This window comes from Streptomyces sp. NPDC104313 (assembly GCF_055583985.1).
In genome coordinates, this window is record NZ_JBVJMW010000015.1 from 146,624 (window position 1) to 170,451 (window position 23,828).

19 protein-coding genes are annotated in these 23,828 nt (G+C 70.4%); 10 read left to right on the top strand and 9 right to left on the bottom strand.

Annotated features, from left to right (window positions below; genetic code table 11):
* Positions 1–156 precede the first annotated feature (156 nt).
* Together ACZ60Q_RS29360 and ACZ60Q_RS29365 are read left to right on the top strand one after the other, a co-directional pair.
* Complete coding sequence (locus tag ACZ60Q_RS29360; protein ID WP_469640510.1) at positions 157–939, top strand: dioxygenase family protein; 783 nt, start codon at positions 157–159, stop codon at positions 937–939.
* Between the two features lie 630 nt (positions 940–1,569).
* Positions 1,570–2,571 (top strand): sigma-70 family RNA polymerase sigma factor, encoded by a 1,002-nt coding sequence (locus ACZ60Q_RS29365; RefSeq protein WP_469640511.1) that lies wholly within the window; start codon positions 1,570–1,572, stop codon positions 2,569–2,571.
* Between the two features lie 147 nt (positions 2,572–2,718).
* On the opposite strand, the gene ACZ60Q_RS29370 is transcribed toward ACZ60Q_RS29365, so the two are convergent.
* Positions 2,719–3,726, bottom strand: coding sequence for a helix-turn-helix transcriptional regulator (locus ACZ60Q_RS29370; RefSeq protein WP_469640513.1), 1,008 nt, complete (start codon positions 3,724–3,726; stop codon positions 2,719–2,721).
* 265 nt (positions 3,727–3,991) lie between these two features.
* On the opposite strand from ACZ60Q_RS29370, the gene ACZ60Q_RS29375 reads away from it, so the two are divergent.
* Entirely contained in the window at positions 3,992–5,425 is a 1,434-nt protein-coding gene (locus ACZ60Q_RS29375) for an MFS transporter (RefSeq protein WP_469640579.1), read from the top strand.
* A 191-nt stretch (positions 5,426–5,616) separates the two neighbouring features.
* Here the strand turns inward: ACZ60Q_RS29375 and ACZ60Q_RS29380 are convergent, their stop codons facing one another.
* A complete protein-coding gene (locus tag ACZ60Q_RS29380) occupies positions 5,617–6,372 on the bottom strand; it encodes a DUF6227 family protein (RefSeq protein WP_469640515.1) in 756 nt (251 codons plus the stop codon).
* A gap of 289 nt (positions 6,373–6,661) precedes the next feature.
* Positions 6,662–7,762, bottom strand: coding sequence for a P1 family peptidase (locus tag ACZ60Q_RS29385; protein ID WP_469640517.1), 1,101 nt, complete (start codon positions 7,760–7,762; stop codon positions 6,662–6,664).
* Between the two features lie 197 nt (positions 7,763–7,959).
* On the opposite strand from ACZ60Q_RS29385, the gene ACZ60Q_RS29390 reads away from it, so the two are divergent.
* The 6 genes from ACZ60Q_RS29390 (at position 7,960) to ACZ60Q_RS29415 (ending at position 13,489) form a co-directional block, all read left to right on the top strand.
* Positions 7,960–9,069, top strand: a complete 1,110-nt coding sequence (locus ACZ60Q_RS29390) for an MFS transporter (RefSeq protein WP_469640519.1) — start codon at positions 7,960–7,962, stop codon at positions 9,067–9,069.
* Positions 9,066–11,393, top strand: a complete 2,328-nt coding sequence (locus tag ACZ60Q_RS29395; protein ID WP_469640521.1) for a molybdopterin oxidoreductase family protein — start codon at positions 9,066–9,068, stop codon at positions 11,391–11,393. The genes ACZ60Q_RS29390 and ACZ60Q_RS29395 overlap by 4 nt, the downstream gene beginning before the upstream one ends.
* A 6-nt stretch (positions 11,394–11,399) precedes the next feature.
* Positions 11,400–12,002: a 4Fe-4S dicluster domain-containing protein gene (locus ACZ60Q_RS29400; RefSeq protein ID WP_003968479.1), complete on the top strand. Its 603-nt coding sequence runs from the start codon at positions 11,400–11,402 to the stop codon at positions 12,000–12,002.
* On the top strand, positions 11,999–12,814 hold the full coding sequence (locus ACZ60Q_RS29405; protein WP_469640523.1) for a Rieske (2Fe-2S) protein: 816 nt from the start codon (positions 11,999–12,001) through the stop codon (positions 12,812–12,814). The genes ACZ60Q_RS29400 and ACZ60Q_RS29405 overlap by 4 nt, the downstream gene beginning before the upstream one ends.
* Positions 12,811–13,206, top strand: a complete 396-nt coding sequence (locus ACZ60Q_RS29410; protein WP_469640525.1) for a hypothetical protein — start codon at positions 12,811–12,813, stop codon at positions 13,204–13,206. Before ACZ60Q_RS29405 ends, ACZ60Q_RS29410 begins: the two co-directional genes overlap by 4 nt.
* A gap of 61 nt (positions 13,207–13,267) precedes the next feature.
* The gene (locus ACZ60Q_RS29415; RefSeq protein WP_469640526.1) at positions 13,268–13,489 is read left to right on the top strand and encodes a hypothetical protein; all 222 of its coding nucleotides are present in this window, start codon (positions 13,268–13,270) and stop codon (positions 13,487–13,489) included.
* 241 nt (positions 13,490–13,730) lie between these two features.
* On the opposite strand, the gene ACZ60Q_RS29420 is transcribed toward ACZ60Q_RS29415, so the two are convergent.
* The 6 genes from ACZ60Q_RS29420 to ACZ60Q_RS29445 all read right to left on the bottom strand — a co-directional run bounded on the left by ACZ60Q_RS29420 (position 13,731) and on the right by ACZ60Q_RS29445 (position 20,758).
* Complete coding sequence (locus ACZ60Q_RS29420) at positions 13,731–14,069, bottom strand: helix-turn-helix domain-containing protein (RefSeq protein WP_469640528.1); 339 nt, start codon at positions 14,067–14,069, stop codon at positions 13,731–13,733.
* Positions 14,070–15,140: 1,071 nt separating this feature from the next.
* Positions 15,141–15,815, bottom strand: a complete 675-nt coding sequence (locus ACZ60Q_RS29425) for a hypothetical protein (RefSeq protein ID WP_469640581.1) — start codon at positions 15,813–15,815, stop codon at positions 15,141–15,143.
* Positions 15,816–16,069: 254 nt separating this feature from the next.
* Positions 16,070–16,945: an S-methyl-5'-thioadenosine phosphorylase gene (locus tag ACZ60Q_RS29430; protein WP_469640530.1), complete on the bottom strand. Its 876-nt coding sequence runs from the start codon at positions 16,943–16,945 to the stop codon at positions 16,070–16,072.
* A gap of 101 nt (positions 16,946–17,046) precedes the next feature.
* On the bottom strand, positions 17,047–17,403 hold the full coding sequence (locus ACZ60Q_RS29435) for an FmdB family zinc ribbon protein (protein WP_469640532.1): 357 nt from the start codon (positions 17,401–17,403) through the stop codon (positions 17,047–17,049).
* A gap of 66 nt (positions 17,404–17,469) precedes the next feature.
* The gene (locus tag ACZ60Q_RS29440) at positions 17,470–18,750 is read right to left on the bottom strand and encodes an MFS transporter (protein ID WP_469640534.1); all 1,281 of its coding nucleotides are present in this window, start codon (positions 18,748–18,750) and stop codon (positions 17,470–17,472) included.
* A 400-nt stretch (positions 18,751–19,150) separates the two neighbouring features.
* Entirely contained in the window at positions 19,151–20,758 is a 1,608-nt protein-coding gene (locus tag ACZ60Q_RS29445) for a potassium/proton antiporter (RefSeq protein ID WP_469640536.1), read from the bottom strand.
* Positions 20,759–21,035: 277 nt separating this feature from the next.
* Between ACZ60Q_RS29445 and ACZ60Q_RS29450 the strand changes: the two genes are divergently transcribed.
* A complete protein-coding gene (locus tag ACZ60Q_RS29450; RefSeq protein WP_469640538.1) occupies positions 21,036–23,780 on the top strand; it encodes a penicillin acylase family protein in 2,745 nt (914 codons plus the stop codon).
* Positions 23,781–23,828: the final 48 nt, after the last annotated feature.

Here is a 23,828-nt window from a genome sequence, read left to right on the forward strand (position 1 = left end):
GGATCCGAAGGAGTTTCGCAGGGCCCCTGAACAACGATCCCCCGGATGACCTCGGGGAACTCCTGCTCGGAAGAGTTCGTGACCGGATCCGGTGCACGTGCGCCGCCCTGCGCGGCGCCCGTCGCCCCGGGGCCGTGTCCAGTGGATGGGAGTGCCATGACAGCCACCGCGGAGCGGATGCCCGCCCTCTACCTCTCGCACGGCGCACCGCCGCTGGCCGACGACCCCGTCTGGCCCGGCGAACTCGCCGCCTGGTCCGCGGGGCTGCCCCGCCCCCGCGCGATCCTGATGGTCTCCGCCCACTGGGAGGAGGCCCCGCTCGCGCTGGGCGCCACCGAGACCGTGCCGCTCGTGTACGACTTCTGGGGCTTTCCCGAGCACTATTACGGGGTGCGTTACGGAGCCCCGGGCGCGCCCCGGCTCGCCGACAGCGTCCGCAAGTTGCTGCGCGGCGCCGGTACGCCGGTCCAGGACATTCCGGACCGCGGCCTTGACCACGGTGCGTACGTACCGCTGGTGGAGATGTTCCCGGACGCCGGCATCCCCGTACTCCAGATCTCCCTGCCGACCCTCGACCCGCAGAAGCTGATGAGCATCGGGCGCAAGCTCGCCCCCCTGCGCGACGAAGGCGTGCTCATCGTCGGCAGCGGCTTCTTCACCCACAACCTGGCCGCTCTGCGGCACCGGGGCGGCGGCGTTCCCGGTTGGTCGGCGGAGTTCGACGACTGGGGCGACCGCGCGCTGCGGGCCCAGGACGTCGACGCACTGATCGACTTCGAGCACACGTCCCCGGCCGGGAAGCTGGCCCACCCGCGCACCGAGCACTTCGCGCCGCTGTTCGTGACGCTGGGCGCGGCCGAGGGCGAGCTGGACCGGGGGCGCAGCGTCATCGACGGCTTCTGGATGGGGCTGGCGAAGCGCTCGGTGCAGTTCGGCTGAGGGTTCCGGGCGCGGCGGGAGAGCTCCGGGGCCGCCGGCGAGTGGTCTCGGGGCGCTCCGCGACCACTCCTGAACGATCCGGCCGTTCCGAAGCGGACCGGTGGCCCCCCCCGCCCCGCGTCGGCACCCTGTTCCCGCCCCGCGTCGGCACTCTGTGCCGGTCCCGGACCGTGGTCCCAGGTCCTCCGGGCCCCGGTCACCGGCCTGATCGGTCGGCGGTCGTACGTCCCGGAGCCCGGGCCCTTCGGTCCGGGGTGTCCCCGAACACCCTGAGCAACCCGAACGCCGCCCCGGCCGTCTTCCTGTGCGGGAGCACGGCCCTCCGGGCGCCGGGCGGCCGGGGCGAGGCGGGGAAGCGGACGCGCATGTGAGTGCGGTCTCATGCACGGGCCGATTCCGGGTATCCGGCCGGAGAGCCGCAAAGGGGCCGCATCGTCCCGCTACCGGCTCTGACCTGCGCGTCCGGCGGAGTCCGGAAGCGGTATCCAGCGGTCGGCGCCGGACAGGGTACTGCATGATCACGAAAGTGAATGTGCGGCATGGGAATTCTGTCCGGATTCCAGTCGTTGTTTCCATCGGATGCAGGGCACCTCGAAAGGGTGTCGCGACCTACTCAGCAAGGGAGCACGCATGGCAACCCGTGCCGTCGCCCGTCGTACGTCCACCGCCTCCGGTGGGTCCGGCCGGGCAGGCAGTGTTCGCGCCGTGGGCGGGGAAATCGCCGATCGCGACCTGGTCGGCATGTACCTGGACGAGATCGCCCGCACACCGCTGCTCGACGCCGCCAAGGAAGTCGACCTCTCCCAGACCATCGAGGCGGGCGTCTTCGCCCAGCGGATCCTCGACGGTGAGGTGGAGAGCACCGCCGGTGACGCGAAGCGTGAGGAGCTGGAGGCGCTGGTCGCCGAGGGCGAGCGCGCCAAGGACATATTCATCCGTTCCAACCTCCGGCTCGTCGTCGCCGTGGCCCGCCGCTACCCGCGCGCGGGGCTCCCCCTGCTCGACCTGATCCAGGAGGGCAACGCGGGCCTGGTGCGCGCGGTCGAGAAGTTCGACTACGCCAAGGGCTTCAAGTTCTCCACATACGCCACCTGGTGGATCCGGCAGGCCATCACCCGGTCCATCGCCGACCAGTCCCGCACGATCCGGCTCCCCGTCCACCTGGTGGAGGAGCTCGGCCGGATCCGCCGGGTCCAGCGCGAGTTCAACCGCGAGCACGGGCGCGACCCGGAGCACACGGAGATCGCGGCCGAGCTCGACTCCAACGCCGAGCGCGTCGGCAACGTGCTGGACTGGGCCCGCGACCCGGTCAGCCTCAACATGGCCGTGGACGACAACGGCGACACCCAGTTCGGCGACCTGCTGGAGGACACCTCCGCCATCTCGCCCGAGCAGTCCGTGATGACCCTGCTCCGCAGCGAGGAGCTGGAGGACCTGATCGGCAAGCTCGACAACAGGACCGCCTCGATCATCAAGATGCGGTACGGCATCGAGGACGGCCGGGAGCGGACGCTGACCGAAGTGGGCAAGCAGCACGGCCTCACACGGGAGCGGATCCGCCAGATAGAGAAGCACGCACTGCTCGAATTGAAGCGAATGGCTCACGACACGGGCTTTGACGCTGCGGCGTGAGCCAATAACCCGTAATCTCCCCATCAAGCCGGTTCGCACCGGCTGACCGACCGGGTCATTCCGGTCACCCGACCGGTTTTTACCGGTCCCTGAGCTGAGCCCCGGCGCCCACCCCCCCCCGGCGTCGGGGCTCACCCCTGTTCCGGATCAGCCGGTGGCCGGCTCCGGGCGCCCGGCCGCGCGGGTCAGCCGGGCGCCGAGGCTCTCCAGGTACGCCACCAGCCGCGGCGGCCCCAGCGCGGAGAACTCGCAGTCCACCAACGCCAGCCGCAGCGCCACCCACTCCAGCGAATCGGCGCACGAGGTCCGCAGCCGGCAACCGCCCTCCCCGTCCGGCTCCGGCGTCCCGAGGTGCGCGGGCAGCCGCGCCGCCACGAACTCCGCCGGCGCCCCGAACCACACGTCGAGGCACAACTCCGGCTGCATCCGCCTCATCGACCGGGCCAGGTACTTCGCCGCGTCCCCAATCCCCGCGTCGCTCCCCGCGCCCTCGACGGGCAGTGGCCTCGGCACGAACCGCGCCCCTGTCGCGTACGGCTCGCCGACCCGGTCCACCCGGAACGTACGCCAGTCCTCCCGGCCGAGGTCGTACGCCACCAGGTACCAGCGCTGCCCGGTGCTCACCAGCCGGTACGGCTCGACCTGCCGCTTCGTCCGGGTGCCGTCGCCGCTGAGGTACGCGAACCTCAGCCGCTCCCGCCCGGTGGCCGCCGAGGCCAGCGTCGTCAGGGTCCGCGGCTCGATGGTGGCGCCGTCGCCCCGGGTCAGTGGCACCGTGGCGTTCTGCAGCGCGGAGACCTGGTGCCGCAGCCGGGAGGGGAGCACCTGTTCCAGCTTCGCCAGCGCCCGTACGGAGGCCTCGTCGACGCCCTCGATCGCGTGCCCCGCCCCGGCCCGTAGCCCCACCGCGATGGCCACCGCCTCCTCGTCGTCCAGCAGGAGGGGCGGCATGGCGGCGCCCGCCACCAGGCGATATCCGCCGACGGAGCCGCGTGAGGCCTCGACCGGGTAGCCCAGGTCACGCAGTCGGTCGATATCGCGGCGGATCGTGCGCGGACTGACGTCGAGCCGCTCGGCCAGCTCGCCGCCCGGCCACTCGCGGGGGGTCTGGAGGAGCGACAACAGTTTCAGCAGTCGTGCCGGGGTGTCGGACATGGCTTCAGGATGCCGGACCATCAGGTCATGATCTGACCTGATGGATCCATAGGTTCCTCCCATGCCTTCTTCCACACCCCCGTCGGCCCCGATGCCCACGGCGCCGCACCTCGCACCTCCCACACAACCCATCACTCCCGTACCACCCGCACCACCGGTACTGGGGAAGTCGTCGGCCGTACCCCCGTCGGTATCAGTGGGGACACCGGACGAGGCCGGACCCACCCCGGCCGACCGGCGGCGCTGGTTCGCGCTCGCCATCGTGATGACCGCCGCCTTCATGGACCTGGTCGACGTCACGATCGTCAACGTCGCGATCCCCAGCATCCAGCGCGAGACCGGGGCTTCGGTCTCCGCGATCCAGTGGATCACCGCCGGTTACGCCCTCGCGTTCGCGGCCGGTCTGATCACGGGCGGCCGGCTCGGCGACATCTACGGGCGCAAACGGCTCTTCCTCATCGGCATCGGCGGATTCACGCTCGCCTCCGCCCTGTGCGGCTTCGCGGGCAGCCCCGAGATCCTGGTCGTGGCGCGTATCCTCCAGGGCGCCACGGCCGCGCTGATGGTGCCGCAGGTGTTGTCGATCGTGCACACCACCTTCCCCGCGCACGAGCGCGGCAAGGTCTTCGGGCTCTTCGGTGCCATCGTCGGGCTCGGCGCGGTATCCGGTCCGCTGCTGGGCGCGCTGCTCACCGAGTGGGATCTCTTCGGGCTCGGCTGGCGGCCGATCTTCCTGATCAACCTGCCCGTCGGCATCGCCGGGCTGCTTCTCGGCGCGAAGTTCATCACCGAGTCGAAGGCCCCCAGGGCCGTCCGCCTCGACCTGCCCGGCGTCGCCCTGATCACGCTGGCGATGCTGATGCTCATCTACCCGCTCACCCGGGGACACGAGCTGGGCTGGCCGCTCTGGGGCCATCTGGCAATGGTGGGAAGCCTGTTCGTCTTCGGGGCACTGGTCCTCCACCAGCGGCGGAAGGCGCTGACGGACGGCTCGCCGCTGATCGAGCTGTCCCTGTTCCGGATCAAGAGCTTCGCCGCCGGCATCGCCGTGCAACTGACGTTCGGCGTCGGCCTCGGCATCTTCTTCCTGGTCTGGACCCTGTACATGCAGATGGGTCTCGGCTGGAGCGCGCTGCGCGCCGGCACGACGGGCATCCCCTTCTCCGTCGCCGTCTCGGTGGCCGCCGGGATCTCCGTGCAGAGGCTCGTGCCCCGCTTCGGCCGCAAGGTCCTCCAGAGCGGTGCGCTCCTCATGATCGCCGGACTGCTGATCTACCTCTGGGAGAGCGAGCACTACGGCATGGGCATCACGTCCTGGCAGATGGCCGTCCCGCTGGTGGTCATGGGTGCGGGGATGGGGCTGATCGTGGCTCCGCTGACCGACGCCGTGCTCTCCGAAGTGCCCAAGGAGCACGCCGGTTCGGCGTCCGGGCTGATCAACACCGTGCAGCAGATGGGGATGGCGCTCGGCCTCGGTCTGGTCTCCGTCGTCTTCTTCGGGGCGATCGGCGATCGACTGGCCCTCGAAGAGGTCGGCCCGGCGTTCGTCGACGCGTTCCAGCAGTCGCTGTGGTGGGTTGCCGGGGCGCTCTCGGTGATCTTCCTGGTGATGTTCGCACTGCCCGCCCGGCAGCGCGCCCACGTCAAGGGCGAGGCCCACGTCGAGGGCGGCGCGAACGTGGAGGGCGGTGCGAACTGATCCGCGTGGGCGGCGCGACCGGTACCGCTCGGGCGGCGCGACCGGCCCCCCGCCCCGTGACCGGCCCCCCGCTGTGACCGGCCTCGGCGGGGACCCCGGCTCGGCGGGGACCCCGGCTCGGCGGGGACCCCGGCTCGGCGGGGACCCCGGCTCGGCGGGGACCCTGGATCGGCCGGTCACAGCGGTCCGGGTCAGCAGATCCGGGTGCGGCTCTCCATCGCCGCACGGGCGGTGTGCTCGTTCTCGTACACCTCGCACATGTGGCGGCCGTCGGGCGTCGCCGTGTGCTCGACCTCCCACAGGCTCGTCTCGTTGCCGTCCAGCAGGAGGAACGCGTGCTCGTAGAGCGTGAATCCGGCCGGGCGGCCGTCGACACGGCACTGACGCCCGAAGATCTGGGTGATGTGGTGGGCGAACGCCGACCGGAGCAGCTGTGTCTTCTGCTCGCCCGGCCGGTCGGCGTTCTCCGCGCGGCGCAGCACCCGGCGGGCGTGGTCCGCGGAGTTGTCGGGGGCGTACGTCCGGGGGAGCGGCGCCGGCGGGGCGGACATCAGGACCGTCAGCATCTCCGGATCGCCCTGGCCCTCCCGCACCCCCTCGTCGCCGAAGGCCGGGGGGTCGGAGAGGCTTCCAGCGAGCCGGGACGCGGCGATGCGAGCGTCTCCCTCGTCGTCGTACAACTCGTGCCGACGCGGTGTCCGCATGTCCCGGCCCCCGCTGTGCACCAGCTCCCACAGGGTGAGGGCGGAGCCGTCCGAGAGGAGATACGTGTGACGGTAGGTCTCGCGGTGCAGCACGGAACTGTGGTGCGAGGAGTGCAGCGAACTGCTGTGGGCTAGCGCGGTGCCGAGGCGGCCGACCGTGCTGTCGGGAAGGTCGAAGGAGTTGAGGGCGCGTCGCAGGAGTCGGTCGAGGTGGTGCTCGGTTGTCTCGTACGGATCGCTCAAGGTGGTGTCTCCAGGCCGTCGCCGCGTGTTACTTGATGCGTGCTTAACGTAGTCCCTGGGTCCGACATCGTGACCGGGGTTGGTAAAAACGTAGGGCGCACGCCGAAAGTTCCCCGCGTGTTCCCGGTGCATTTCGGGCGGTTGGGGTGAACTCCCTTACGCAGAAGACGAGTCGGCCGCCCACGCGCCCCCTGCTCGCGCCGCGCGCCCCCCGGGATGCCGCCGTTCGGATCGGGCGCCGGCACCCGTACGCCTCCGTGGCGCCGGGCATCCGTACGGCTCCGTAGCGCTAGCCGCCATACAGCTCGGTGTACGAGAGGAGCCTGCCGCCCGGCACCTCGGTGCTCCGGGCCGCGCGCACGGCCTTCACGACGGCTCGCGCCAGGACGTCGGCGCCCGCTGCCAGGATCTCGTTGACGGCGGCCGGGTCCCCGGGTGGCACCCGTACCCGCCCAGTGGCCAGCGTGAACACGGTGTCCCCGTCGGTCAGCAGATGGACCGGGCGCACCGCGCGTGCCAGCCCGTCGTGTGCGGTGCCCGCCAGCTTCTGGGCCTGCGCCCGGGTCAGGTCCGCGTCCGTGGCGACGACCGCGATCGTCGTGTTGAACGGCGGGGCCCCGCCTCCGGCCTCCGCCGCCTCCCGCTCCCGCGCGAGCCGCCGCTCCGCCGCCGCGTGGACCTCGGCCGAAGGGCAGGCCGGCGGGTCCCCGGCCCCGTACTCCCCGAACAGTGCCCCGGTCCGGGGGTCGACCACCGAGCCCGCCGCGTTCACCGCGGCGAGGGCGGCCACCGTGACCCCGGATGCGAGGCGGGTGCTCGCCGTGCCGATGCCGCCCTTGAGCTGCCCGGCCATCGCGCCGGTGCCCGCGCCCACGCCGCCCTCGGTCACCGGCTCCCCGGACCCCGTGGCAGCCGCGGCCTCCACCGCGGCACGGCCGGTCGACGCGTCGGGCCGGGCCCGCCAGTCGCCGCCCCGGCCGAGGTCGAAGAGGGCGGCGGCCGGAACGACCGGCACCACCTGGGTGGGTCCGGCGCCGACCTGGACGCCCCGGCCCCGCTCCTCCAGCCAGGCCATCACACCGGACGCGGCGTCGAGCCCGTACGCGCTGCCGCCCGTGAGGACGACGGCGTCGACGCGCTGCACCAGATCGCGCGGGTCCAGTGCGTCCGTCTCCCGGGTGCCCGGCCCGCCACCCCGGACGTCCACGGCGGCCACGGCCCCGCCCTCGGGCGCCAGGACGACGGTCGTTCCGCTCAACGCGCCCGCACCGGCGACCTCGGCGTGGCCGACGCGGATCCCGGCCACATCGGTCAGTGCGTCCAGCAGGGGCGGGTGCCCGGAGCCCCCGGCCTCGGGGTCCATGGGGTCCATGGGGTTCGCGGAGATCATCGGGCAGCTCCTCCGTCGGGATCGAGGCCCGCAGGGAGTGCGAGCCGACGCGTGGTGAACGTACCGGTCGGCGGGGCGCGGTGAGCCCGAAGCGCCCGGCCCGGGCAAGGCGACCCTTGCGACTGTCCGGGTGCCCCTCTCACCCCGTCACTCCATAAAACGGGTTCAATCAACTCAAACAGCCCTACGGTGGCCGGGTGACCGAGCCCTCAGAAGCCACCGCAGCAGCCGAGCCCCACATCCCCGGCGGCCCCGCGGCCACGTCTCCCGCCGCTATCGGTCCCCGGTCCGTCACCACCCGGGCCACCCTCGCGGGCATGGCTGTCTCCGCCCTGCTGATCCTCGCGATCGTGCTCGGCAGCCGCATGCTCCGCACCTTCGACTCGGCCCTCCTCCCCTATGCCGTGGCCACGGTCTTCCTCGCTTTCGGCGTCGCCTACCGGTACACCGTCTGGATCTCCGCCCCCGGCGCCCGACGCCTCTTCGAACAGGGCCGGCGCAGCCTCTTCTCCCTGGACAACTTCCGCGGAGCCCCCACGGCCCTGCCGAAGATGATCGCCACCTACCTGGGCCTCCAGAAGTTCCTCGGTGCTCGCTCCCACGCCCGCTGGGCCGCCCACCAGCTGATCTTCTGGGGCTGCGTCCTGGCCGCCCTGATCACCTTCCCGCTCACCTGGGGCTGGTTCACCTTCACCTCCGGCAGCGGCTCGGGACCCGGCTACGAGATGAGGATCTGGGGCTTCAAGATCCTCGGATTCGACTCGCTCAGCGTGCTCGGCTGGCTGATGTTCCACGGCCTGGACATCGCCGCCGTCCTTGTCATCCCCGGTGCCTCGTACTTCCTGTGGCGCCGTATGAAGGACCGAGGCGCCGCCACCGGCCAGCGCTTCGCCTACGACCTGGTGCCGCTGATCGCGCTCATCGTCATCTCCGTGACGGGGCTGCTGCTCACCTTCTCCTCGGTCTTCCTGCACGGCGGCGGCTACCAGTTCCTCGCGATCCTGCACATGGTGTCGGTCGTCTTCACGCTCATCTACATCCCGTTCGGCAAGTTCTTCCACATCGTCCAGCGACCGGCCGCGGTCGGCATGCAGCTGTTCAAGTACACCGGCCGCAAGGACGACGAGGTGTTCGCCTGCCGTCGCTGCGAGGAGCCCATCGACACCGGCCCCTACGTCGAGAACCTGCGCGGCACCATGCGCGACCTCCGGCTCGGCTTCGACTCCTGGGCCGAATACTGCCCGCGCTGCAAGCGGGTGCTGCGCGGCAGCGCCTATCTCTCCCATGTGAAGAAGGGCTTCAAGTGACCGCGGATCCGCGAGCTGCTGCCGACCGCCGAACGTTCATCCCCCTGGACCCCTCCCTCGCCCCTCCCGGCACCCGCGCCTTCCGGGACGCGGGCGGCATCCCGGCCGACCAGTGGCACGCCGACCAGAACGGCGAGACGCTCGTGCCGACCCACTGCTGCTTCTGCGGCGTCCAGTGCGGGATGTATCTGCGGGTGGACCGCGGCGGCAAGGTCTTCGGCGTCGAACCCCGCAACCACGACATCAACCGGATGCGGCTCTGCCCCAAGGGCATCAACGCCTACCAGCAGGTCAACCACCCCGACAGGCTGACCGCCCCGCTGATGCGCCGCTCCCGCGACGAGGAGTTCCGCGAGGTCTCCTGGGAGGAGGCGCTCGACTTCACCGTCTCCGAGATCAAACGCATCCAGCAGACCCACGGCAACGACGCCTTCGGGCTTCTCGGTGGGGCCAGCCTGTTCTCCGAGAAGACCTATCTGGTGGGCAAGTTCGCCCGGGTCGCGCTCAAGACCCGGCACGTCGACTACAACGGCCGGCTCTGCATGGTCAGCGCCGCGGGCGCCAACAAACTGGCCTTCGGCATCGACCGGGCCGGCAACCCCTTCTCCGACATCCTGCTCACCGACTGCCTGCTCATCGCGGGCTCCAACGTCGGCGAGTGCTTCCCCGTGATGACCCAGTACGTCTGGGGAGCCCGGGACCGCGGGGCCGGCCTCATCGTCGTCGACCCGCGCGAGACCGCCATCGCCCGGACCGCCGACATCCACGTCGCCCTCAAGCCCGGCACCGACTCCGCCTTCTTCACCTCCGTCCTGCATGTCGTCATCGAGGAAGGGCTCACCGACGAGAGCTACCTCGCCGCCCACGCCACCGGCTGGGAGGAGGTCAAGGCCAAGGCGGCCGAATACCCGCCCTCCCGAGCCGCCGCGATCTGCGGCATCCCCGCCGAGCAGATCGTCCAGGTCGCCCGGACCTTCGCCCGCGCGCCCAAGGCCATGGCCTGGCACGCCCGGGGCATCGAGCACCACTCGCAGGGCGTCGAGAACTGCCTCGCCGTGATCAACCTCTGCACCGCCACCGGCCACATCGGCAAACCCGGCGCCGGCTACGGCACCATCACCGGCCAGGGCAACGGGCAGGGCGGTCGTGAGCACGGCCAGAAATCCGACCTCCTCCCCGGCGGACGCTCCATCACGAACGAAGAGCACCGCCGCCAGATCTGCGAGATCTGGGGCATCGAGGAGTCCGAACTCCCGCCCGCCGGGACCTCCATGATGGAAATGGTCTGGCAGATGAGGCGCCGCGAGATCCGCGGCCTGATCGGCATCTGCAACAACCCCTTCGTCTCCCTGCCCAACTACCGGGTGGTCAAGGAGGGGTACGACACCACCGAGTTCCACGCGCAGTTCGACTTCTTCCTCTCCGAGACCGCCGCCAACGCCCATGTCGTCTTCCCCGTCACCACCTGGGCCGAGGACGAAGGGGTGATGGCCAACGCGGAAGCCCGCGTGGTCAAGCACAACAAGGCCCAGGACCCACCGCCCGGCGTCCGCACCGACACCTGGGCGATGTGCGAACTGGCCCGACGACTCGGCGCCGGCGACAAATTCGACTTCCCCGACTCCCGGTCGGTCTTCGACGAGCTGCGCATCGCCTCCGCCGGCACCGTCAACGACTACTACGGCATCACCTACGAACGCCTGGAGGAGACCGGCGGCATCGCCTGGCCCTGCCCCACCACCGACCACCCCGGCACCCCCCGGCTCTTCGAGGACGGGAAGACCTACCACCCCGACGGCAAGATCCACCTCCAGGCCGTCGAATGGCACCCGCCGATGGACCCGTACGACGACGAGCACCCCATGTCCCTCACCACCGGCCGCACCGTCGCCCACTTCCTCTCCGGCAACCAGACCCGCAGGCTCGGCGCCCTCGTCGAACAGACCCCGCGCCCCTGGGCCGAGATCCACCCCTCGCACGGCTTCCGCAACGGCGAGCCCGTCCGCGTCGTCACCCGGCGCGGCAGCGAGGTCTTCCCCGCCCTGGTCACCGAGGCGATCCGCCCCGACACCGTGTTCATCCCCTACCACTGGCCCGTCCCCACCTCGGCCAACGCCCTCACCATCGACGCCCTCGACCCCCGCTCCAAGATCCCCGAGTACAAGGTGTGCGCCTGCCGCGTCGAGCACGCCGAACGGATCGACGAGGTCCCCGCCCCGCCGGTCGCTCCCGGCCACGTCGCCTACCCGGAGACCCAGGTCTCCCGTACCGACCCACGGCCCCCCACGGCCCCCCAGGGCCGTGGCACCTCGGAGAGGAGCTGAGGCCCCGTGATGGGCAGAACGATCTTCATCGACCCGGGGCGCTGCATCGGCTGCCAGGCCTGTGTCTCCGCCTGCCGCGAATGCGACTCGCACCGCGGCACATCGATGATCCACCTCGACTACACCGACGAGGGCCACTCGGTCGCCTCCCTCCCCACCGTCTGCATGCACTGCGAGGACCCGGTCGCCCCGTGCGCCGAGGTCTGTCCCGCCGACGCGATCCTGGTGACCGCCGACGGTGTGGTGCAGCAGGCGGACACCACCCGCTGCATCGGCTGCTCCAACTGCGTCAACGCCTGCCCCTTCGGCGTACCGAAGATCGACCTCCAGGCGAAGCTGCAGATGAAGTGCAACCTCTGCTACGACCGCACCGCCTACGGCCTCGCCCCCATGTGCGCCACCGTCTGCCCGACCGGAGCTCTCTTCTACGGAACCGTCGAGGAACTCCAGGCGGAGCGCCCCGGTGTCCAGGTCGCCGACACCTTCGTCTTCGGCGAGACCGAGGTCCGCACCGGCGTGGCGATGGTCGTCCCCGCCGAACGGGTCCAGTGGCCGGTCCCCGGCGGTCTCCCCGTCGTCGAGATCAATGGGAAGGACGTCCGCCGATGAGCGTCACCGATCAGCAGCCGGGCGGCGAGCACTCCACCGGGGGAGACCCGCGCGAGGCGCTCCAGGACCGGATCGCAGCCGATTCCCTCACCACCCGGCGCGACTACCTCCGGATCGTCACCACCGTCTCCGGCGGTCTCGCACTCGGCGGCATCGGGGTGGCCGCGGGCATGCTCCACCGCCACGGCGACGGAGAGGAGGGCAAGGCCCCCGAGGCGAAGCGCGTCGCCGGGCGACTCCTGCCCGGCGAGTCGATCGCCTTCCGCTACCCGGGCGAGGAGGACCGGGCCGTAGCCGTCCGCCTCGACGACGGCACCCTCGTCGGCTACTCCGCCGTCTGCACCCACCTTGCCTGCGCCGTGCTCTGGCGCAGGGACCGGGGCACGGAGGGCGAGCTGTACTGCCCGTGCCACGAGGGAGTCTTCGACGCCCGGTCCGGCGAGGTGACGGCGGGACCGCCGCCGCGCGGACTGCCCAAGGTCGTGGTCATCGAGCAGGACGACGGCAGCGTCTGGGCGGTGGGGACCACCCGCTCCGGCGAGAGCATCGAGTCCGGGCTCTGCCGCCAGCTCGGCGGCGACCGCCCCGACCTCGCCTCCCGTATCGGCTGCCCCGGCATCGGCGGCGGAGCCGAATCCCCGCCCCGGGCCGCCGGTGCGCGAGCCCGCAGCCGGAGCACCGGCGAGCGGCCCGCGCCCCGGGCCGACGGCGCGACGGAATCCGGCCGCCAGGTCGCCGGCCCCGCTGGCGGACCCGGGCGGGGAGCCGACGCGAGGCCCACCGCCGCCGAGCAGCCGGGCAGGCGCGCATGAGCGACACCCCGCACCCCGAGCAGCCGCTGCCGCCCCCCGGCAGCCACTACCCCACGTACCACCCCGGCAGCACCGACCCCGAACTGAACCGGCCCGTCCACGAGCGGTACCCGCAGATCCGCCCCACCAGCGGATACGGGGACCCCCGCGTCCGGCACACCGGCCCCGGGCCCGGTGCGGGCACCGACCAGGACCCCGAGCGCTCCTCGAAACTGACCGCCCGGCTCACCCTGGCCATGACTGTCGTCATCGGCCAGCTCTGGGGACTGACCGTCCTGATCGACGAGTGGATGGAGGGCAACACCGGTACGGCCTGGTGGGCGGCCGGCTTCCTCTGCGTGTCGTTCCTCGTCGTGCTCGGTCTGTGGCTCATCGACCCGAAGGACCGCTGACGCCCAGCGCCCGGCTCCACGGCGGCTCACACCTCGTGGTGAGCCGCCGTACCCTGGAGACATGAGCGCCGCCCCCGCCCCCAGTCCGCGCGATGCGAAGCAGCAGCCACATGAACAGCCGCACAGGGAACCGAAGCACAAGCCGGTTCTGGACTTCGACGATCCGCTGGACCGGCACTCCGCGGATGATACGGACCAGGGGTGGGGCGAACGGCCTCCTGCCGGTGGCAGCGCCGCCGACCTCGCGCGCTTCCTGGACGAGAAGCCACCCCACCACCTCTGAGCGATGGCCCGGAGGACTGGACCGTGTTTCGGGTCCCGCCTGCCCGCCTGATCCGATGCCACCTCCGGCCCCGAGTGATCCAACCCTCAGGTACCTGATGCACGGTCACTACGCCCATCCACCCCGTGCCGACATAGACGCACGGGTCAGGGCCCGGTCTCCCGGAGCACACCGTGCGCGGCCCTTGACCACCGGCCGGAATGCGTGAGGCCCCGCCGGTATCCGATGGTCGCGCAGCGGTTCAGGCCGCTGGTGGTGTGTTGGGCGGCTTGGTGCCTCGGTGGTGTTCGGCGTTGATGCGCTGGGCTTCTTCGAGCTGGTCCTCGAGGATGACGATGCGGCAGGCAGCCTCGATGGGGGTGCCCTGGTCGACGAGTTCCCGGGCGCGGGCGGCGATGCGCAGTTGGTAGCGGGAGTAGCGGCGGTGGCCGCCTTCGGATCGCAGGGGCGTGATGAGGCGGGCTTCGCCGATGGCGCGGAGGAAGCCCTGGGTGGTGTTGAGTATTTCGGCGGCCCGGCCCATGGTGTAGGCGGGGTAGTCGTCGTCATCGAGACGTCCGAACGAGTCGTCTGCTGTCATCGCACCTCTCTGTGGAACACGCTGGAGGGGCCCGGGTGCTCTGTGGCACCCGGGCCCCGAAGGAACTGCTACACCATCTGCCGACCCTGATCCTGCGTCGGCCCTCTGTTTCCGCTGACCCGAGCTGAGCTGCTTCGGGGGTGCGGGGATCGCGGTTGCTTGACCGGAGACCACCTCACTATCGATGTCCTGCGGTACCCGGACTCACGTGTTCGGTCCGGGCGATCCTGATGGTGCGATGCTCCTCCGTTCTTTCCCTCTGGATGAATTGCGTACCGCTGGTGGCCTTCAACAGCGCCACTCCGGCAGCCAGCCCCGTTGCCCGTCCTGCGTCTGCTCTGGCTTGGAACCCCACTGCCGGACTTCCCGGTACGCGCGCCCGCAGCCGACGCCTTTACCGAGGAACTGCCTCCACACTGCTGGTACTGCTCGTGGCCGCCCCTGATCACCGCGGGCCACCTGGTCCGGTCGTCAGTCCCGTCGCCGTCCTGCAACTGCTCTGGCTTCGAAACTCCACCACCGCACCTTCCCGCGAACTGCGCTTGCGGGTGCTTCTGCCCGGCAGTTCATCTCTGCCGGGCCCTTCTCGATCTCGGCTACGAGAGAAACCATAATCACGCCCACACCCAATGTCTACTCTGGCCAACAAAGATTTTCAGGTGTTCAGCGGCGAGGTAGTCATGCATGAATCGGGCACGAACAGGGTCGAGGGACCCCGGCCGGGCAGAAGGTGCCGCACAGGACTGAGCGGGCATCGACGATTCCGAGACGGGTGACCTGGTGGACGCGATGAGCGTCAATGCCGCGGCCGACCGCTCCGCGAACGCGGTCGCCCTGGGGGCGCCGGGCATACCCACCCCCGACCTGAACGGCGGCACGGGAGGATTCGGCCGGCCCATGGTCAACCGTCTCGCCCACGCCACCGACGTCACCCCTCAGCCACCTTCTTCTCGCTCACAACTGAGCCTTCTTTCGCATGGGTGGTGAGGGGAGCGAACTGCTCCGCCACCTGAGCCGGGCGAAGGCGTCACCGTCCAACCCGCTCATTCCCATCGGTGATGTGAGGAGATGTCAGTTCGCATCGGACACCGCCACGGCCAGCCGTCCCGAAGCACCCGCGCCCAGCAGCGCTGTGGCCGTCGACCGCTCCACGGACAACACCACCAGGGCCCCGGCCTCCGCCCCCGCTCCTCCGATGCCATAAGCCCTTCCCGTACTGTCCGTCCCTCCCGTACTGTCCGACCCGGCGCTGGAAACCTCTGCCGCGTGACCGCCGGGTCCTGCGGCCGCCTGTGGCACCTTCGCCACGCGCACCCCTCGCGCCACCACGCGCGCTTCGTCGTCGGCGTCACCGACCGCGATCACATCGACCCGGTCCCCAGGGCGCAGCAGTCGTACCGTCTCCGGGTCCGCGATCCTGACCGGCGCGGAGACCAGCCGCACGGACGACCGGCCGGCCCCCGGCGGAGCATCCGGTGGGCAGGTCGCTCCGCCGGTGCTGGTCAGACCGGTGGTGGCCAGCGCGGCACCAGCCAGCGCGAGCCCGGCAGCCGCTGCCCGCCGCTGTCGGCGCAGCATCCGGCGCAGCCGATCCGCGCCACCGCCCCGCACACGCAGGGGCCCGAACGGCCTCACCCCGCAGGGCGCGGGCACCGGCGCCGGAGGCGGAGACGGGTACCGGGACGGGGACCGAGATGGCGAAAGGGACCGAGACGGGAAAGGGGGCACGGATGTGGACGTGCACATGGACGTGGGTGTGGAGACGGATGCGGGCGTGGGCGTGGGCGTGGGTGTGGACATGGCACCACCTGGATTCGGGCGGACGAGGGCAAGGGAAGGGGCAAGGGAAAAGGGAGTCCGGACCGGTGATCCGGCCGAACTCCCCTCACTTTCCACCACGCGCGCAGATCCCGCTGAGGCCTGTGGACAGTCCTCGCGCTGGGGATAACTCCGTCACCCGAACCGGCTACGCCCGCCCTGCCGAGCAGCGGCGATGCCCGCTACGGCAGGGCGATCCCCGTGTCCATCCCGTCCAGCGCGTGGGCGCACGTGCAGTTGCGGTTCTCGCTCCTGGGCAGCCCGGCCACCGCGTCGAACAACACCGAGCGCAGCCGGTCCACGTTGGCCGCGAACACCTGGAGCACCTCCTCGTGCGAGACGCCCTCGCCCGCCTCGGCCCCCGCGTCCAGGTCGGTCACCAGGGTCATCGTCGTGTAGCAGAGGCCCAGCTCACGGGCGAGGACCGCTTCGGGGTGTCCGGTCATGCCCACGACGGACCAGCCCATCGCCGCGTGCCAGCGTGATTCCGCACGGGTCGAGAAGCGGGGGCCCTCGACGACCACCAGGGTGCCGCCGTCCACCGGTTCCCAGTCGCGTCCGCGAGCCGCGGTGAGTGCAGCCTTGCGCCCCTCGGGGCAGTACGGGTCGGCGAAGCCCAGGTGGACGACGTTCGGCACCGTTCCGTCGGCCCGGGTCTCACCGTCGTAATAGGTCTGCACGCGGGCCTTGGTGCGGTCCACCAGCTGGTCGGGGACGAGCAGGGTGCCCGGCCCGTACTCCGGCCGTAGCCCGCCCACCGCGCACGGGCCGAGCACCTGCCGGACCCCGACGGAGCGCAGAGCCCACAGGTTGGCCCGGTAGTTGATGCGGTGCGGCGGCAGGTGGTGGCCGCGTCCGTGGCGGGGCAGGAATGCCACCCGCCGTCCGCCGAGCTCGCCGAGGAAGACCGAGTCGCTCGGCTTGCCGTAAGGGGTGTCCACGGAGACCTCGGTGACGTCCTCCAGAAAGGAGTAGAAGCCCGAGCCGCCGATGACACCGATCTCCGCGGAACTCCCGGTATCCGTACCGGAGCTCGTTTCCGTAAGTGCGTTCGCCATGCGGTCACCGTATCCGGAGGAGCGGTTCCCGGGACGAACGCCCGGACCCCGCCGAGTGGCCTCGGCGGGGTCCGGTGAAAGCAGGTGGGGCGTACGTGGGCTCAGGCGGCCGACGTACCGCTCGACGAGGCCGGCGCGGGGGCCGACGACGAGGAGGAGCCGGACGAAGACGACGAGGACGAGGACGTTGCGCTCGCCTTCGTGTCCGAACCCGACGACGAGGACGACGCGGAGTCGGACGACTTCGAGGCGGCCGACGCCGACGTGCTGCTCGACGAGGAGCCACGGCTGTCGTTCCGGTAGAAACCGGAACCCTTGAAGACGATGCCGACCGCGGAGAACACCTTCTTGAGGCGTCCGTCGCAGCTCGGGCACACGGTCAGGGCATCATCGGTGAACTTCTGCACCGCCTCTAGGCCCTCGCCGCACTCGGTGCACTGGTACTGATAGGTCGGCACTTGCTCCTCCTGGCACTCTCACTCAATGAGTGCTAACGACGGTCCATACTGACGTATTCCGTTGAATCAGTCCACCGCGACCGGCTCGCGGTGACCGATCCCACGTGCCACGGTGCGCCCCGAGGGCTTCGGAGTCAGCCGTGAACGCAGGGCCAGCAGGGTTATCAGGGCCAGCACCGTTCCGGCCAGAGGCACCAGGAAACCGGTGCTCGCGCCCTGGGCGTCGGCGAGTTGCCCGGCCGCGGTCACGGCCGCCGCCTGTCCGAGCGCCACGGCGCCCGTCAGCCAGGTGAAGGCCTCGGTACGGGCGGTGGCGGGCACCAGCGCTTCGACCAGGGTGTAGCCGCTGATCAGCGCCGGAGCGATGCAGAGGCCGACCAGCAGGCCGAGCCCGGCCAGCAGCGGCACCGACTGTACGGCCCACAGGCCGGACGCGGTCAGGGTCAGTGCCACGTACCCGACGATCAGCCGGCGGCGCGGGCTGCTCTTCCAGGCGATGGCTCCGCAGGCGATGCCTGCCAGCATGTTGCCCGCCGCGAAGATCCCGTAGAGGACACCGTTCACCCCGGGGTTGCCGATCTCCTCGGAGAACGCGGTCAGCGAGACCTGCATCCCGCCGAAGACCGCGCCGATGCCCAGGAAGGCCACGGCCAGGACGCGGACGCCCGGGATGGAGAGCGCCGAGGTGTGCGGTTCGGCCGTGGTGGCCGCGCTGCGAGGGGCGGGCTGGGTGGCGCGCTGCGCGGCGAAGAACAGGCCTCCGACCAGGGTCAGAGCCGCTTCCGTGATCAGTCCGGCCGCCGGGTGCACGCCGGTGCAGAGCGCGGTGGCGATCACCGGGCCGAGGACGAACGTGAACTCGTCCGTCACCGACTCGAACGCGGTCGCGGTGGGCATCAGCGGCGAGGCGGGCCGGTCGGGGGTCGCTCCCAGCATCGCCGCCCAGCGCGCCCGCACCATGGGGCCGATCTGCGGGATCGAGGCGCCGGTCGGCACAGCGGCGACGAACAGCGCCCACAGGGGTGCGTCCGCCAGCGCCAGTACGGTCAGGGCGCCCACGGAGACGGCGTGGAGAAGGACTCCGGGCAGCAGGACGGCCCGCTGGCCGAAGCGGTCGGCGAGCTTGCCGCTCTGCGGGGCGAACAGCGCCATGGAGACGCCGGAGACCGCCGCGACGGCGCCCGCGCTGCCGTACGAGCCGGTCGTGTGCTGCACGAGGAGGACGATGCCGATGGTGAGCATCGCGAAGGGCTGCCGTGCGGCGAAGCCCGGGAGGAGGAAGGTCCACGCACCGGGGGTGCGCAGGAGTTGCCCGTATCCGGGGCGGTCGGAGACCGTGGTCGCCACGGTCCTTGCCTTTCTGCCGCCTGGTGGCCCTGCTTCCCGGCGCCCTTGTGGGGCGGGCCGGACGGAAGCGGCCGAGAGCTGTCCTCTTCGCGCTGAACTGCGGTAGATGCCGGGCGACTCGCTGCATTCGACGAAGAAACGCCGGGCGAAGAGACACCACGACCGCCATACGGTCGCGCCAGCTCTGCTTCAGACAGAGTTGGTCGATCAGGTTTACCTTCATGGTACAGGCAGGAAGCCCCGCAGCCCTGTGATCGCGTACAGAGCTTCCGTGTCAGCCTGTGATCTGCGCCGCGTCCGCTGCCGGACGCCTGAGTTGTCCCCTCAGGGAGTCAGGGAGTCAGGGAGTCAGGGAGTCAGGGGGACTGGCCCCAAGGAGCCCCAGGGGAGCCCCAGCGGGCTACGGGGAGTCTCGGGAACTGGTCCTCGCGCCGCGGTCGCTTCCGTTCGCCCTTCCGTTTCCACTGCCGTTGGTACGGGTGGCGGCGCCGCCGAGTTTCTTGGCCAGCTTCATCGCCTGGGGGATGGCGGAACCGCCATGGGGTCCCGCCACGCCGGATGTGTCGGAAGCGGGGGATCTGCCTGCGCCCAGCCAGCCGGCCAGTTTGCCGCCCTCGCCGACCGCCCGCAGCCGTTCCTCCGCCCTGTCGCGCACCGGATCGGTCGCCACTACCAGCAGTTCGTCCCCGCGCCGGAGCACCGTCGCCGGGGACGGCACGAAGCTCGTGCCCTCGCGGACCACCAGCGTGACTCCGGCACCCGCCGGGAGCCGCAGCTCGCCGACCTCGACGCCGTGCATCTTGGACTTCGTGGGGATGGCGACCGACAGCAGGTGTCCGCGCAGCCGCTCCAGCGGGGCCGACTCGATGCCCAGGTCCGCGGCCTCGGCAGGATCGTCGGCGATGTTCAGCTTGTTCGCGACCCAGGGCAGCGTCGGGCCCTGGACCAGGGTGTAGACGATGACCAGAACGAAGACGATGTTGAAGATTCTCGTACTGCCCTCCACCCCGGACACCATCGGAATCGTCGCCAGGACGATGGGCACCGCCCCGCGCAGCCCGGCCCAGGACATCAGGATCTTCTCGCGGGCCGGCAGCCGGAACGGCGCGAGGCTCAGGAAGACCGACAGTGGCCGCGCCACCATGGTCAGCACCAGGCCCACGACGATGGCGGGCCAGAAGTCGTCGACCAGGTCGTGCGGGGTGACCAGCAGGCCGAGCAGCACGAACATGCCGATCTGGGCCAGCCAGCCGAGCCCGTCGGCGAAGCCCCGGGTGGCGGGCCAGTGCGGCAGCTTGGAGTTGCCGAGGATCATCGCGGCCAGGTAGACGGCGAGGAACCCGCTGCCGTGGGCCATCGCGCCCGCCGCGTACGCGGAGACGGCGATGGCCATCACGGCGATCGGGTAGAGGCCGGAGGCGGGCAGCGCCACGTGCCGCAGCGCCAGGGACCCCAGCCAGCCCACCGCTATGCCGATGGCGGCGCCGATGGCCAGCTCCATCGCGATCTCCGCGACCAGGATGTACCAGTGCTCGACCGGGCCGACCGCGGAGAGCGCGACGACCATGATGACGACGGGAGCGTCGTTGAAGCCCGATTCCGCCTCCAGGACCCCGGTGATCCGGGGCGGCAGGGGCACTCTGCGCAGCACGGAGAAGACGGCCGCCGCGTCGGTCGAGGAGACGACCGCGCCGATGATGAGGGCCTGGCGCCAGTCCAGGCCGACCAGGTAGTGCGCGGCGGTGGCGGTGATGCCCACGCTGATGCCGACGCCGACGGTCGAGATCACCGCGGCCGCGGGCAGGACGGGTCTGACCTCTTTCCACTTCGCCCCGAGTCCGCCCTCGGCCAGGATGACGACCAGTGCGGCGTAGCCGAACACCTGCGTCAGTTCGGCGTTGTCGAACTTGACGTCGAAGATGCCGTCCTGCCCCAGGGCGATCCCGATGCCGAGATACAGGAGCAGGCTGGGGAGCCCGCTGCGCGAGGAGATCCGTACCGCCGCCACGGCGACGAGCAGGACGAGCGAGCAGACGAGCAGGAGTTCGTTGAGCGCGTGGACGGTCAGGGTCCATTCCTTCCCTGCGTGCGCCTGCCGGATCGTCCTCCGGCGGCCAGTTACTTCGTTACCTTACCTAATCTTTAACGATTCCTTGACGGGTTCGAGTGTTCGTACGAGGAAGACGCAAATGGATGCATCCCTATACCGCGTCCGAGTGGCTTCTCCGCTGCGCCTATGGTTGCTCCTGCACTCCCAGGACCACCCTGCCCCTCGAAGGACAGCGATGCCCGCCAAGACAACCGCCTCTTCCGGCCCTTCCGACGCGAAGAAGCCCGGCAGGAAGAAGGGGCGACGCGCCCGCCTGATCGTGCTCGTCCTGGTGCTGGCGCTCGTCGCGGGTGTCGGATACGGGTCGTACTGGTCCGTGTCCACCGTGCGGGCCTCGTACCCGCAGACCACCGGGTCGATGACCCTCGACGGCCTTTCCGGCGACGTCGAGGTCAAACGTGACTCCTACGGAATCCCGCAGATCTACGCGGACTCCGACGCCGACCTCTTCCGTGCCCAGGGCTTCGTCCAGGCCCAGGACCGCTTCTGGGAGATGGACGTCCGGCGGCACATGACGTCCGGGCGACTCTCCGAGATGTTCGGTTCCGGACAGGTGGAGACCGATTCCTTCCTGCGGACGCTCGGCTGGCGGCAGGTGGCGCAGAAGGAGTATGACGAGGTCCTGGACGAGAGCACCAAGAAGAACCTCCAGTCGTACGCGGAGGGCGTCAACGCGTATCTGAAGGGCAAGGAAGGCCGGGACATCTCGGTCGAGTACGCGGCTCTGGGGCTGACCAACGACTACAAGCCCGGCGAGTGGACCCCGGTCGACTCGGTGGCCTGGCTGAAGGCGATGGCCTGGGACCTGCGCGGCAACATGCAGGACGAGATCGACCGTTCGCTGCTGACCAGCCGTCTCGACAAGGGTCAGATCAAGGACCTGTACCCCGGCTACCCGTACAAGCAGAACAAGCCGATCGTCGAGCAGGGCGCGATCTCCCCGGTCACCAAGAAGTTCGACCCCGAGGCGACCCCGTCGGACACCACCGGATCGTCGACCCCCGAGGGTGCCACCGAGGGCCTGAACACCCAGCTGGCCGCCCTCTCGGACACCCTCGACGAGATCCCGGCGCTGCTCGGTCCGAACGGCAACGGCATCGGCTCGAACTCCTGGGTCGTCGAGGGCAAGCACACGACGTCGGGCAAGGCGCTCCTCGCGAACGACCCGCACCTCGCGCCGATGCTGCCCTCCCTCTGGTACCAGATGGGTCTGCACTGCCGGGAGCTCTCCAAGTCCTGCCAGTACGACACGGCCGGCTACACCTTCTCCGGCATGCCCGGTGTGATCATCGGTCACAACCAGGACATCGCCTGGGGCCTCACCAACCTGGGCGCCGACGTCACCGACCTCTTCCTGGAGAAGGTCTCCGACGACGGCTACCTGTACGACGGCGAGACCAAGTCCTTCAGGAGTCGTGAGGAGACCATCAAGGTCGCCGGCGGCAAGGACCGGACGATCACCGTCCGCGAGACGAACAACGGCCCTCTGGTATCCGACCGCAGCAAGGAACTGGACAAGGTCGGCCAGAAGGCCCCCGTCAGCAACGCCGCCCCCGACCGGGCCGACGGCTACGCGGTGGCGCTGAAGTGGACGGCGCTGGAGCCCGGCAAGTCCATGGACGCCGTCTTCGAGCTCAACCGGGCCAAGGACTTCACCACCTTCCGGAAGGCCGCCGAGAACTTCGAGGTCCCCTCCCAGAACCTCATCTACGCCGACACCGACGGCAACATCGGCTACCAGGCCCCCGGCAGGATCCCGGTGCGATCCGATGGCTACGACGGCACGGCGCCGGCCCCGGGCTGGGACCCGAAGTACTCGTGGGAGGGGTACATCCCCTTCGACCAGCTGCCCTACGAGTACAACCCGGACCGCGGCTTCATCGTCACCGCCAACCAGGCTGTCATCGACGAGAGCAAGTATCCCCACCTCCTGACCAAGGACTGGGGCTACGGCGCCCGCAGCCAGCGGATCAACGACCTCCTGACCCAGAAGATCAAGGGCGGCGAGAAGGTCTCGACCGATGACATGCAGAAGATGCAGATGGACAACTTCAGCGAGATCGCCGCGCTGCTGGTGCCCGAGCTGAAGAAGATCAACATTTCTGACCCGAGCGTCCGCGAGGCCCAGAAGCTGCTGGAAGGCTGGGACTACACCCAGGAGCCCGACTCGGCCGCCGCCGCGTACTTCAACGGCGTCTGGCGCAACATCCTGAAGCTCGCCTTCGGCAACAAGCTGCCCAAGGAGATGCGGGTCGAGGGTGACTGCCTCAACGTGCCGCCGGCCAAGAACAGCGGCCCGGCCGACCAGCAGAAGAAGCTCGTCCGCGAGTGCGGCCAGCGCGACGGCGACACCGCGCAGCCGGACGGCGGCGACCGCTGGTTCCAGGTGGTCCGCGACATCATGGACGACCAGGACAACGAGTGGTGGAAGGCGCCCGCCCGAGGCCGCGAGGCCGCCCTGGAGAGCCGGGACGACCTGTTCGCCCGGGCGATGGAGGACGCCCGCTGGGAGTTGACCTCCAAGCTCGGCAAGAACATCTCCACCTGGAGCTGGGGCCGCCTGCACCGGCTGACGCTGAAGAACCAGACCCTCGGTACCGAAGGCCCCGGCCTGCTCCAGCGGGCGCTCAACCGCGGCCCCTGGAACCTCGGCGGTGGTGAGGCGGCGGTCAACGCCACCGGCTGGAACGCGGCGAGCGGCTACGAGGTCGTCTGGGTCCCGTCGATGCGGATGGTCGTCAACGTGGGGGACTGGGACAAGTCCCGCTGGATCAACCTCAGCGGAGCCTCCGGGCACGCGTTCAGCGCGCACTACACCGACCAGACCGACAAGTGGGTCGATGGTGAGCTGCTCGACTGGTCCTTCGGGAAGGACGCGGTCGACGCGTCCACCGTCGACACGCTGACGCTGAAACCGTGAGGCCGAAACCGTAGGGCCCACCGAAGTACCGAAGCCCCTTGTAGCTCA

Excerpts from the sequence above, each read along its gene's own strand:
- ACZ60Q_RS29360 (WP_469640510.1), top strand. The coding sequence starts at position 157 with ATGACAGCCACCGCGGAGCGGATGCCCGCCCTCTACCTCTCGCACGGC.
- ACZ60Q_RS29365 (WP_469640511.1), top strand. The coding sequence starts at position 1,570 with ATGGCAACCCGTGCCGTCGCCCGTCGTACGTCCACCGCCTCCGGTGGG.
- ACZ60Q_RS29370 (WP_469640513.1), bottom strand. The coding sequence starts at position 3,726 with ATGTCCGACACCCCGGCACGACTGCTGAAACTGTTGTCGCTCCTCCAG.
- ACZ60Q_RS29375 (WP_469640579.1), top strand. The coding sequence starts at position 3,992 with ATGACCGCCGCCTTCATGGACCTGGTCGACGTCACGATCGTCAACGTC.
- ACZ60Q_RS29385 (WP_469640517.1), bottom strand. The coding sequence starts at position 7,762 with ATGATCTCCGCGAACCCCATGGACCCCATGGACCCCGAGGCCGGGGGC.
- ACZ60Q_RS29405 (WP_469640523.1), top strand. The coding sequence starts at position 11,999 with ATGAGCGTCACCGATCAGCAGCCGGGCGGCGAGCACTCCACCGGGGGA.
- ACZ60Q_RS29410 (WP_469640525.1), top strand. The coding sequence starts at position 12,811 with ATGAGCGACACCCCGCACCCCGAGCAGCCGCTGCCGCCCCCCGGCAGC.
- ACZ60Q_RS29415 (WP_469640526.1), top strand. The coding sequence starts at position 13,268 with ATGAGCGCCGCCCCCGCCCCCAGTCCGCGCGATGCGAAGCAGCAGCCA.
- ACZ60Q_RS29420 (WP_469640528.1), bottom strand. The coding sequence starts at position 14,069 with ATGACAGCAGACGACTCGTTCGGACGTCTCGATGACGACGACTACCCC.
- ACZ60Q_RS29425 (WP_469640581.1), bottom strand. The coding sequence starts at position 15,815 with ATGTGCACGTCCACATCCGTGCCCCCTTTCCCGTCTCGGTCCCTTTCG.
- ACZ60Q_RS29430 (WP_469640530.1), bottom strand. The coding sequence starts at position 16,945 with ATGGCGAACGCACTTACGGAAACGAGCTCCGGTACGGATACCGGGAGT.
- ACZ60Q_RS29450 (WP_469640538.1), top strand. The coding sequence starts at position 21,036 with ATGCCCGCCAAGACAACCGCCTCTTCCGGCCCTTCCGACGCGAAGAAG.